At 27.3% G+C, this 11,753-nt stretch carries 10 protein-coding genes; 2 read left to right on the top strand and 8 right to left on the bottom strand.

Annotated features, from left to right (window positions below; translation table 11 throughout):
- Positions 1–86: 86 nt before the first annotated feature.
- Complete coding sequence (gene htpG / locus CVOLT_RS03550) at positions 87–1,916, top strand: molecular chaperone HtpG (protein WP_039665468.1); 1,830 nt, start codon at positions 87–89, stop codon at positions 1,914–1,916.
- Complete coding sequence (locus CVOLT_RS03545) at positions 1,913–2,242, top strand: rhodanese-like domain-containing protein (protein WP_039665467.1); 330 nt, start codon at positions 1,913–1,915, stop codon at positions 2,240–2,242. The genes htpG and CVOLT_RS03545 overlap by 4 nt, the downstream gene beginning before the upstream one ends.
- 22 nt (positions 2,243–2,264) lie before the next feature.
- Here the strand turns inward: CVOLT_RS03545 and mog are convergent, their stop codons facing one another.
- The 8 genes from mog to CVOLT_RS03505 are packed head-to-tail and all read right to left on the bottom strand — an operon-like array spanning position 2,265 to position 11,737.
- Complete coding sequence (gene mog, locus CVOLT_RS03540) at positions 2,265–2,792, bottom strand: molybdopterin adenylyltransferase (RefSeq protein ID WP_039665466.1); 528 nt, start codon at positions 2,790–2,792, stop codon at positions 2,265–2,267.
- Between the two features lie 2 nt (positions 2,793–2,794).
- Positions 2,795–4,393: an integral membrane ATP-dependent zinc metallopeptidase gene (locus CVOLT_RS03535; RefSeq protein ID WP_039665465.1), complete on the bottom strand. Its 1,599-nt coding sequence runs from the start codon at positions 4,391–4,393 to the stop codon at positions 2,795–2,797.
- Between the two features lie 2 nt (positions 4,394–4,395).
- Positions 4,396–5,640, bottom strand: a complete 1,245-nt coding sequence (gene mtaB / locus CVOLT_RS03530; RefSeq protein ID WP_039665464.1) for a tRNA (N(6)-L-threonylcarbamoyladenosine(37)-C(2))-methylthiotransferase MtaB — start codon at positions 5,638–5,640, stop codon at positions 4,396–4,398.
- Positions 5,637–7,166 (bottom strand): mechanosensitive ion channel family protein, encoded by a 1,530-nt coding sequence (locus CVOLT_RS03525; RefSeq protein WP_039665463.1) that lies wholly within the window; start codon positions 7,164–7,166, stop codon positions 5,637–5,639. Before CVOLT_RS03525 ends, mtaB begins: the two co-directional genes overlap by 4 nt.
- Positions 7,163–8,221: a 3-dehydroquinate synthase gene (aroB, locus tag CVOLT_RS03520; RefSeq protein WP_039665462.1), complete on the bottom strand. Its 1,059-nt coding sequence runs from the start codon at positions 8,219–8,221 to the stop codon at positions 7,163–7,165. The genes CVOLT_RS03525 and aroB overlap by 4 nt, the downstream gene beginning before the upstream one ends.
- 7 nt (positions 8,222–8,228) lie before the next feature.
- A complete protein-coding gene (locus CVOLT_RS03515) occupies positions 8,229–9,635 on the bottom strand; it encodes a COG3400 family protein (protein WP_039665461.1) in 1,407 nt (468 codons plus the stop codon).
- 38 nt (positions 9,636–9,673) lie between these two features.
- Positions 9,674–10,906 carry an MFS transporter gene (locus CVOLT_RS03510; protein ID WP_039665460.1) on the bottom strand — a complete coding sequence of 411 codons (1,233 nt, stop codon included), beginning with the start codon at positions 10,904–10,906 and terminating at the stop codon, positions 9,674–9,676.
- A 3-nt stretch (positions 10,907–10,909) separates the two neighbouring features.
- On the bottom strand, positions 10,910–11,737 hold the full coding sequence (locus tag CVOLT_RS03505; RefSeq protein WP_039665459.1) for a cysteine ABC transporter substrate-binding protein: 828 nt from the start codon (positions 11,735–11,737) through the stop codon (positions 10,910–10,912).
- Positions 11,738–11,753: the final 16 nt, after the last annotated feature.

Genomic DNA, 11,753 nt, shown 5'->3' with positions numbered 1-11,753 from the left:
TTTGCTATTTTTACAAAGTTGAAATTATTTTCACTTTGATTTAAATATATTTTAAATTTATATAATTAAACATTAAAGGAGATAAAATGCAATTTCAAACTGAAGTTAATCAACTTTTACAACTTATGATACACTCTTTGTATTCCAACAAAGAAATTTTCTTAAGAGAGCTTATATCTAATGCTAGCGATGCTTTGGATAAATTAAGCTATCTAAGCGTAAGTAATGATGCTTATAAAAATTTAAAATTTGAACCAAAAATTCAAATCAATTTTAACCAAGAAGCAAAAACACTAACCATTAGTGATAATGGTATAGGCATGAATAAAGAAGATTTAATCAACCACCTTGGAACTATAGCCAAAAGTGGCACAAAAAGCTTTTTGGAAAATTTAAGTGGTGATGCTAAAAAAGATTCTCAACTTATAGGTCAATTTGGTGTTGGTTTTTATTCAGCTTTTATGGTAGCTGATAAAATCGAAGTTTTAAGTAAAAAAGCTTTAGAAGACAAAGCTTATCTTTGGGTTTCTGATGCAAGTGGTTATGAAATAGAAGATGCTACAAAAGCTGAACAAGGCACCACCATAACTTTACATCTTAAAGATGAAGAATTTTTAAACTCATATCGCATAGAAAGCATAATTGAAAAATATTCTAATCATATACAATTTCCTATTTTTATGGAAAAAGAAGAAATTTTACCTTTAGAAGAAGGTCAAACAGAATCAAAAAAAGAATTAAAAAATACTCAAGTTAATACAGCAAGTGCTCTATGGAGACAAAATAAAGCAAATTTAAAAGCAGATGATTATGAAAAATTTTATGAACAAAATTTTCATGATTCTAATAAACCTATGCTCTATATACACACAAAAGCAGAAGGTTCTATAGAGTATAATTCTTTATTTTTCATACCTTCTCAAGCTCCATTTGATTTATATAGGGTTGATTATAAAAGTGGTTTAAAACTTTATGTTAAGCGTGTATTTATCAGCGATGATGATAAAGAATTATTGCCAACTTATTTACGATTTGTACGCGGAATTATCGATGTAGAAGATTTGCCACTAAATGTAAGTCGTGAGATATTACAAGAAAATAAAATTTTAAAAAGTGTTCAAGAAGCAAGTGTTAAAAAAATCTTAGCAGAGCTTAAAAAATTTAAGGAAAAAGATAAAGAAAATTATCTTAAATTCCATGAAAATTTTGGAAAAGTTTTAAAAGAAGGTTTATATGGCTTTGGTGAAAATAAAGACGCTATCGCAAAACTTTTATATTTTAAAAATTCAAACAAAGAAGAATTAATTGATCTTGAAGAATATAAACAAAATTTACAAGAAGGGCAAAAAGAAATTTTTTATATCACTGGTAAAAATGAGAAAATTTTAAGAAATTCTCCACTTTTAGAAAGCTATAAACAAAAAAATATCAATGTTTTATTGCTTGATGAAGAAATTGACACTATAGTAATGCCTATGATGAATGAATTTGAAGGTTTAAAATTTAGCGCAATCAATCATCTAGCTAATGAAGAAGTAAGTGAAGAGCAAAAAAGTGAATTTGCACCATTACTTATTAAAATCAAAGAAACTTTAAAAGATGAAGTTGAAGAAGTAAAACTAAGCCAAAGACTATCAAAAAGCCCAAGCTGTATAGTTTATGATCAAAACAAACCTGATTTTGCTATGCAACAAATTTTAAAACAAATGGGACAAGAACAACAAGTTAAACCTATACTTGAAATCAATCCTAATCATGAAATACTAAAAGCTTTAAAAGAAAATGATTCTTTGGCAAGCGAAATGGCTCATATACTTTTAAATATGGCAAAATTAAGCGAGGGTATAGGCATAGATAATCCTAATGAATTTAACAATGCTTTAAGTAAAATCGTATCAAAGGCTTTGGGTAAATGAAAAATATAGCCGTATCAAAAGATATATTAAAAGATTATTACATAATTGATGTTAGAACTCCTAGTGAATGGAAAAATGGTATTGTAGAAAATGCAAAGCTTATCATGCTATGTGATGACAATGGTTTATTAAATCAAAATTTTATAGAAGAATTTAAAAATACAATTGATTATAAAAACCAAAATATCGCTTTTATATGTGCAACAGGATCAAGAAGTAAGCATACAGCTTTGATGATAGAAGATGCTTTAGGGGTAGAATGCACCAATCTTGATGGAGGCATGGTAGCTCTTTTATCTCAAGGATATGAAGCTATTAAAAACTAATTTTCAAGAAGTAAGTTTTAACTTACTTCTTTTTAGGTCTAAATACTGAAATTTTATCTTCATTATTTTCTATATAAGCTCCGCCTATCAAATCAACACAATATGGTATCGCAGGAAAAATAGGCTCTATACATTCTTTAATCGCTTTTGGATTACCTGGTAAATTTACAATTAATGATTTATTTCTTATACCAGCACTTTGTCTAGAAAGTATAGCTGTTGGAACATATTCTAAGCTTTTTGCTCTCATTAACTCACCAAAACCTGGAAGCATTTTATCGCATACAAGTTCTGTAGCTTCTGGGGTTACATCACGCAAAGCAGGTCCTGTACCGCCAGTGGTGAAGATGAGATCACATTCTTTTTCATCAGATAAAAATGTTAATTTTTCAACAATCAAATCATACTCATCAGGAATTAATTCATAATAAAAAGTTTTTTCATTTTTTATATACTCATTTAAAATTTTTTCAATCTCAACTCCTGATTTATCTTCATAAATCCCACTACTTGCTCTATCTGAAAGAACTAAAATTCCTATTTTAACCATTTTTACTCCATTATAATTTTTGATACATCTTCTTTTTCGATTTTTTCATTATCTAAAAGAATATTTGCAAGTTTTTCAATTTTTTCTTTCATTAATTCTAAAAATTCTCTCACTTCTTGTTTTTGCTCATATAATAAATTTTCATTAGACATATCAAAATTTTCCATAAAAGCTAAAAGTTCTTTAATTTTTAAAAAATCACTTTGAACATTGGTAAAAGTCTCATTAAAAATTAATTCCATTGCAACACTACCTGCTAAATAAACTTTAATTTTATTTAAAAGTTCTGATTTAGCCTTAATAGTATTTTCAAATTCTTTAAATCTATCTTCAATTAAAGTAATTTTTTCAAATTTTACATCAAAATAAAATGCACATAAAGCCTTAGCAGCTTGATAAGTAGCTTGAATTTTTCTTTCTTTTTCATTAAGAGAAAAAATCTTTTTTTTACCCATTAAAACTTTGTTAAGCACAGCAAAAAAATCATTTTCTTCTATAAGCATAGATTTTCTTCTAATAGCATTGATAGCAGCTTCATTGACTAAAGTTTCTAATGCTGCTCCACTAAAACCCACACTAAGTTTGGCTATTTTTTCCAAATTTGCATTAGATTTTTTTTCTTTCATATAATTTTTTAAAATATTAACCCTATCTTTAAAATCAGGTAAAGAAATAAAAACCCTTCTATCAAAACGCCCAGATCGTAAAAGCGCACTATCCATAAGCTCAATTTTATTTGTAGCTGCTATGACAATCACCCCACTATTATCTTCAAAACCATCCATTTGAGTTAAAAGCTGATTAAGAGTGCTATCTCTTTCAACATTAGAAAAATCACCCCTACTTTTACCTATAGCATCAATCTCATCTATAAAAATAATACTAGGAGCTTTTGATTTTGCTTTTAAAAAAAGCTCTCTAACTCTTTTTGCTCCCATTCCAACATAAATTTCTACAAAGCTTGCACCGCTTTGATAAAAAAATGGCACACCTGCTTCTCCTGCAACAGCTTTAGCAATCAAAGTCTTTCCTACACCAGGTGGGCCTACTAATAAAATTCCCTTTGGCATTTTCACACCAAAATTTTTATATTTTTGTGGATTTTTTAAAAAATCAACAATTTCTAAAAGCTCAACCTTAGCTTCATCCACTCCTGCTACATCTTCAAATTTCACATCACTTACAACAGCTTGTATAGAATGGCTTTGCTCATTTTTTTCTAAAATGCTTTTTTCAAGTGATAATAAATTTTGTCTGTCTTTATTTTTTTTATTTAAAAACAATAAAAACCCTATCAAAAATGCAAGCATGATTAAAATCATGAAAATATCACTTAAACGATAATCATTTGCAAATTCTAAAGGAATTTTGTCCCATAAAGTATTTAAATCTACTACCTCTTTTGCGATTAAATAATTACCTTCTGTACTTTTTAATAAAATCTCGTTATTGTCAATAATTGCTTTTTGGATTAAATTTTTATCTAAAAGTTCTTCATAATAAGCTTTGCTAATATTTTCTGGTTGGTTTTTTATCAAAACAACAACAAAAAGCACACAAAGTAGTAAAAATGATATTAAAATGATTTTTTTATTTTTCATTATTAAAAACTCACAAAATTATATTCATATTTTATATCATATTTTTCAATCTCAAGCCATTGTTTTGCAATATCTTGCTTAGTTTGAATTTTTATCTTATTGAAAAATTGATCATAACCTTCATAAAATTCTCCTTTTTTGCTTTCTACTAAAATTTCTAATTTTTGTTTTTGTTTTTTTCTAAATTCAAAATTATTTTTTTCTACTATAGTTTTTAAAGTATTTAATCTTTCTTTAGCAATTTCTCCATTAATTCTTTCACTCATTGAAGCAGAATGTGTTCCATCTCGTGGAGAAAAAATAAAAGCATGGATATGAGTCAAATTAAAATTTTTAAAATTTTCTAAAGCACTTTTCCAAATTTCCTCACTCTCTCCTGGATGAGCCACTATAAAATCTGTTCCTAGAGCAAAGCCTTTTTGGCTTAATTCGTTAAACAAAGCTAAATCATTTTCAGTATGCGATCTTCTTCGCATAATACGCAACATTTTCTCATGAGTATGCTGTAAAGCTATGTGCAAATGCCTCTCAAGCCAAGTTTCATTTAAAATTTCTTTAAAACTTTCATCTATTTGAGCTGGTTCTAAGCTTCCAAGTCTAATTCTTTTTATACCATCAATTTTACCTATTAATTGAAGCAATCTTCCTAAAGTAGTTTTTTCTTTTAAACCATAGCTTCCTATATTTGTTCCTGTTAAAACTATCTCGCTATAGCCATTTTGAGCTAAAATTTTAATTTGTTTAACAATCTCATCTTGCAAAACGCTTCTTGATTTTCCTCTTACACTAGGGATGATACAATAACTACAAGCAAAATCACAACCTTCTTGAATTTTTACAAAAGCTTTAGTATGGTTTTTATAATCGCTTACTATTTTTGTATCTATAAAATTTAAATTACCTAGTTCATAAAATTCTTTATCATAAGATATAAATTCATTGATTTTGTTTTTATTTGAAGCGCCTAAAACTCCAAAAATTTCTTTTTTATCAAAAAAGTCTTTGCCTTTACTCACAGCCCCACAACCCGTAAGTATAACTTTTACTCCATTTTTTTTCACGCTATTTATATAAGCTCTAAGTCCGCTATCAGCTCCATTAGTCACTGTGCAAGAATTAATCACAACTACATCCGCTTGCGTTTCATCTTGAACGATTTCATGTTCTTTTATATATGTTTTTAGTAATTGCGTATCATAAATATTTGTTCTACAGCCAAAAGTTTTAAAAAATACTTTTTTTTTCAAATATCTTCCTTATGTTCTACAAATTTATTTTTTGCAAGATAAAGATTTTGCGTTGGATATGCGATTTTAATATCTTCATGTTTGTTAAATTCATTAATAATTTCTTTGCTAATATTACTTCTTAAAGCTAAAGCTGCATACGAATTTGTCATATACCAAGCTGATATTCTCATCCCATAATTTTCAAAAAATGTAAAAAATCTTGGCTCTACTTTAGGATTTCTTATGCTGTATTCATTTCTAAGCTTTTCCATGGATTCTTTTGCTATTTTAGTGTATCCTTTGGAAGCTTTAATGACAATTTCTTGAACGATTTCTAAAGCTTTTTGATGATTAGAATCAAAAGTCAAAGTTATATCTAATCCATCCCAAACTGTTTTCATACCATGATGAGTATAATTTGAAATCAAATTAGTAAATATAAAATTATTTGGTATAAAAACTATTCTACCACTTCTTCTATTATCAGTATAGGTTAAAAGTGTGATATCTTCATATAAAGTCATTCTTAAAAATGAAATATCTATGATATCTCCTATATATTGAGAATTATTTTGATAAACTCTAACCCTATCACCTACTCTAAAACTTCCTCCAAAAACTATCACACACCAGCCAAGCATAGACATAAACATATCTTTCATAGCAATAGCTAAACCCGCTGAAGCAAAACCTAGCACAGTTACTAAATAGCTGATATTTTCTATATAACCAAAAAGTAAAATCAAAACTATGACATTGATATTAATAAAATTGATAATTTTATTTGCTGTGTAAAATCTGTCATTATCTTCTATATATTTTCGAACTATAAATTTAAGCAAAAATGCCACAGCTATGACAATTATAATTGATAAAACTATATTAAAAGCTCTAAGTCCTTGTACTTTAATAGAAGCTGTGGTTTTATCGATTTCTTCTTGAATTTTTTTCTCATAAACAGAATACGAAATCTCTCCAAAACGCAAGGTTTGAGAAAAATCTCTTATCATTTGATTAGAAATTCTTAAATGTTCTTGGTATTCTTTGGTAGGCTTTAATTTAACAAGTTCAGAAATGATGACATTTTCTTTATTTAGCTCATCCAAAGTTTGTTTAAAACTATTTAAAATATTGATAAAATCTTCTTTATCTCTTTTTAATTTTTTAATATGAGAATAAGCTGAAATGATGGCTAAAGGATTGGTTATCTCATCAAGTTTATCTACTTCTTCAGGAGCTAAGATTAATTTAGAAAAATTAGAACTTTTATACTCATTTAAAAGCTCTAGTCTTTCTTTTAAAATTAAAATTTGTCTTTCTATGATGATTTTATTGCGTTCATTTGCTTTAAGGCTTTCTTTTTCTAAAGTAAGAATTTCATCTTGTGTGTTTTTATAAATTTTAAAATTATTATATTTTACAACCCAAGTATTGTAAGATAGATTATTGTGCAATTGATTAAGCTTTTGTTCTAAATGCTCAATATCATCTTGTGCAAACAAAATGCAAGTTAAAACCCATAAAAATAAAATAATCTTTCTCATGAAAATGCCTTAAGAGTTTCAAAAATATCGCTTTTGTCAATATCGTTTTTAATACAAGCTTGCCCTAAGCCACAAGGCAGAATAAAATTGATTTTTTGATGATGGGTTTTTTTATCTAAAAAAAATGCTTCATAAAATTCTTGAATATTAGCAATTTTATAAAATGTAGGTAAGTTAAATTTATTTAATATCGACTTGATTCTTTGATACTCTTGTTTGCTTAGCATTTTTAAATTTAATGCTAAAGTATTTGCCATATGCATTCCTATAGCAACTGCTTCTCCATGTAAATACTGCTTATAATTAGTTTGATTTTCTATCACATGAGCAAAAGTATGACCATAATTTAAAAGCATTCTTAAGCCATTTTCTTTTTCATCTTGAGAAACAATTTTAGCTTTTAAAGTTATACTTTCTTTGATAATTTTTGCTAATTTTTCATCTTCTAAATTTGCGTTTAAAAAATCATTTTCATTAATTTGCTCGATAAAATCTAAAATTTTATCATCAAAAATCACAGCCATTTTAATAAATTCAGCCATTCCAGCTGCAAGCTCACGCGAACTTAGAGTTTTTAAATACTCACTTTGACAATACACAGCCTTAGGCTGATGAAAACTACCTATGAGATTTTTACCAAATTTATTATTTACTCCAGTTTTTCCACCCACACTAGCATCAACACAAGCTAAAAAGGTGGTTGGAACATTAATAAATTCAATACCTCTTTGATAAATGCTTGCTACAAATCCTCCCATATCAGAAATCACACCACCTCCAAAGCTAATGAGCAAACTTTTTCTATCTAGCTTATATGTAAACATTTGATTTAAAATCTCTTCTATGGTTTGTAAATTTTTATATTCTTCACCATCTTTAATGCTAATAACAAATACTTCTTTAGCTTGAATTTTTTCCAAAAAACTATTTAGATGTAATTTCGCGATTGTTTCATTAGTTAAAACAACAACTTTAGTATCAAAATGTATTTTACTCAATTCGTCGATATATACTATATAGCTTTTATCTTTGTCTAAATTTACTTTTACTTGCATATTATTCTCATAAAGATGGTATAAATAATTGATAATTTTTATTCATTTTATAATATAAAGTATTAAGATCGGTTTTAAAAAATTTATTGAAATTATTTCCTAAAATTTTTTCATTAAATGGCACAAAATGCAAAACATTTTGCCTATAAGAAAATTTAGATATAGGATTGTGTTCTTTTTCTTCAATTTGTAAAAGTTTTTCATCATGAAGTTTCGAAAGGCTTTCAAAATACTGAGTATATTCAAAAAGCTCCATTTTATTAAGCTTGATAGCATAATAATGCAAACTCAAACTAAGCTGAATTTGTTTATTTAAATCAAGCATAATAGAAGCAATACCTTCTACATCTTCAAAATTTGAACTAAGTACTACAGAAGATTTTAAATCTGCAAAATCGCCAAGACCTGCTTTTAACACAGGAATTTTTAAATTAAAAAAGAAATTTTTTTCTTTTTCAAAAAGATAATTTTCTACTACTATTAAACCAATATTTGTATTTTCTACATAACTTTTTATGTTTTTAACATTGGTGTTATCATAATCAAAATTTACCTCTATGCTATTTTTATTCAAAGAACTAAGTTTATAATATATAGGAGTTAAAGTAGGATTAATGACTTTAAAATAAAGCTTTTTGCTATTAATTCTTATATGAAACAATAAACTTGCAAAAATTAATTTTTCTATAGCAAATTCACTCATTTTTTTCATATCTATAATACATAAGATATTATCTCCAAAAGGCGAAGGAAAGCGACCTAAGCTTGTTTTGACATTAGAAAATACGCTTTGTAATGCTTTGGGATCTCCAACAATTAAAATCGTATCATTTGGCATTAAAATCAAACCAGGACGGGCTAATATATAATCATTATTTCTATACACCATAACAATTCTAAAACGCTTTTGACTAATAGAGCTTATATGTCTATATGCAAAACTTGAACCAGCTGGAATTTTAACTTCCATTATTTCACCTTTTCCAAGCCCTATAAATTGAGCCATAGAAGGCATATTGTCCAAACATCCTGTTAATCTAGTATTTAAGGTATTATAAATATTAATCACTTCACAAAAACTATCATCTATCTTTAAACCCCAAAAGTCCATCAATACTACATTCAATCTTGTATCAATTTTTCTTAAATTTTCATAACAAGCTAAAATATCTTCTTTATTTTGCATATAAACTATAGCTTGGTGATACTTTTCTTTAAATAAACTCTCAAGTTTGACCAAACTAGTTGGATCAAATTTATGATAAATAAATTGGTCATTTTTTAAATTTAAATCTATGCTATTATCATCATAATATACTATGTCTAATGTTTCTTTAAAAGCTTTATTGTTGTATAAATTTTGTATAAATTCTTTAGCAAAAATTCCATCAACCAAAACTAAAATTTTACTCATTAAATCCTCTATAAATTGAAAATATAATTATAGCTAAATTAACTTTCATTCATATTTTTAGAAAAAATTTTTCTTACCAAAATCACGCTTAAAAAACTAACTAGCATTATAAAAGCCATATAAATAAACATATATTCTTTATATAAAAAATTCACAATCAAAGGAGCAATAAAACCTAAAATAGCATAAGAAACATTATACGCAAAAGACAATCCACTAGATCTAAATGCAGCATCAAATATTTGAGTCATAAAAATTGGAGCAAAACAAATAATTCCTTGTGCAAAACAAGCTAACAAATAAAAATACAAGAATTTTTCATCATATGATGCAAATAAAATTCCAAAAATTCCAAAAAATAAACTAAAAATGATACAAATTTTAAAAGCACCAAAAATATCACTTAAAAATCCTTGCACCAAAGCTCCTAAAATCACTGCTATAATGGCAAAATTTTGATAATACAAAGCAGTAGTTTTACTAACTCCTAGCAAACTTTCAAAATATTGAGGCAATATCATCAAAGTAGCAACACCACTAGTTAAAACTATGGTCTGCAAAGCACACACAAGCATACTTAATTTATGAGTTTTTAAAGCTTCTTTTAAAGGAAAATTTAAAATAGAATTTTTAGTTTTAAGAATTTTAAATTGTGGAGTTTCATTGAGCTTTGTTCTTAAAAACAAGCTTAAAATTCCAAAAAATCCACCTACGATAAAAGGAATTCTCCAAGCAAAATTTTCCACTTCTTCTTTTGTAAAATATTCATAAACAGCTAAAGTAGCTAAATTTCCAAGCAACAATCCCAAAGTCAAAGTAGCTGAAATAAATCCTAAGGCTAGACCTATTCTTTTTTTGCTTACAAACTCACTAACAAAAACCCAAGCTCCACTTACTTCAGCTCCAATTGCTAATCCTTGAGTGATTCTTATAGCAAAAAGTGCAAAGGTTGCAAATAACCCTATACTTTCATAATCTGGCAAAATTGCTAAAATAAAACTTGGGATAACCATCAAAAGCATACTAATGTAAAAAACATTTTTACGCCCTTTAGTATCTGCAAAATGAGCCATTATAATGGCTCCAAAAGGCCTTGCTAAATACCCAGCACCAAATGCTATATAGGTATTTATCAAAGGCCAAAAATCATCATTTTGAGGAAAAAAAATCTTTGCAAAAACACTTGCAAAAAAAACAAAAAGCACAAAATCATAAAATTCTAAAATACCTCCTAAAGAAGCATATATAGTATTTTTTAGTGCTTTATTCATAGATTAAATTTTTCCCTCTTCAATTACAACATCATCTGCTTTGATATCATCGCTAAAAAATGGTTTTAAAGTTTCATCATAAGCTTTGTGAAAAAATTGTTCTTTTCCTAATTTAACTATAAGTTCATTGAGAAAATTTAACATCTCTTTATCACCTTTTTTTACAGCAGGTGCGATAACATCATGATTACCAAGCTCTTTAATCGCCACTTCAAAATCAGGATTTTCTTTAGCCCATGCAAAAAGCAATGCATTATCGTGACTTAAAGCATCTCCTCTTTTGCCTAGCAATGCTGCAAAAGTTTCAGTATTTTGATCAAATTTGATTGTTTTAATTTCTGGCATATTTTTTGTAAAATATGCATCTGCAGTTGTTCCTTTATTTAAAATCAAAGTTTTATCTTTTAAATCTTCAACACTTTTAATAGTAGAATCTTTTGGCGCTACAACACCCAAAGCTACCTTCATATAAGGCAAAGCAAAATCAACCACTTCAGCTCTTTCTGGAGTTTTAGTGAAATTTGCCAAAATGATATCAACTTTGTTAGATTGTAAAAATTCAACCCTATTTGCTGCCTCTACTAAAACAAATTGAACTTTATTTTCATCACCTAAAAGCTCTTTTGCAATGCGTTTTGCAAAATATACATCATAACCTTGATTAACACCTTGTGCATCAAGATAACCAAATGGAGGTTTATCTCCAAAAACACCTATACGAACAACACCTTGTTGTTTGATTCTTTCTATAGAATTTTCACTTGCTTTATCATTTGAGCAAGCACTGAAAAAAAGAGCCATTAAAAATGATATAAAAAGAATTTTTTTCATTGTTTCTCCTTTATAA

The organism is Campylobacter volucris (genome assembly GCF_008245045.1).
GTDB lineage: Bacteria > Campylobacterota > Campylobacteria > Campylobacterales > Campylobacteraceae > Campylobacter_D > Campylobacter_D volucris.
This window is presented reverse-complemented; position numbering and strand designations above follow the sequence as displayed.

Bases quoted from the DNA above. Each gene is read 5' to 3' on its own strand.
- htpG (WP_039665468.1), top strand. From the start codon at position 87: ATGCAATTTCAAACTGAAGTTAATCAACTTTTACAACTTATGATACAC.
- CVOLT_RS03545 (WP_039665467.1), top strand. From the start codon at position 1,913: ATGAAAAATATAGCCGTATCAAAAGATATATTAAAAGATTATTACATA.
- mog (WP_039665466.1), bottom strand. From the start codon at position 2,792: ATGGTTAAAATAGGAATTTTAGTTCTTTCAGATAGAGCAAGTAGTGGG.
- CVOLT_RS03535 (WP_039665465.1), bottom strand. From the start codon at position 4,393: ATGAAAAATAAAAAAATCATTTTAATATCATTTTTACTACTTTGTGTG.
- CVOLT_RS03525 (WP_039665463.1), bottom strand. From the start codon at position 7,166: ATGAGAAAGATTATTTTATTTTTATGGGTTTTAACTTGCATTTTGTTT.
- aroB (WP_039665462.1), bottom strand. From the start codon at position 8,221: ATGCAAGTAAAAGTAAATTTAGACAAAGATAAAAGCTATATAGTATAT.
- CVOLT_RS03515 (WP_039665461.1), bottom strand. From the start codon at position 9,635: ATGAGTAAAATTTTAGTTTTGGTTGATGGAATTTTTGCTAAAGAATTT.
- CVOLT_RS03510 (WP_039665460.1), bottom strand. From the start codon at position 10,906: ATGAATAAAGCACTAAAAAATACTATATATGCTTCTTTAGGAGGTATT.
- CVOLT_RS03505 (WP_039665459.1), bottom strand. From the start codon at position 11,737: ATGAAAAAAATTCTTTTTATATCATTTTTAATGGCTCTTTTTTTCAGT.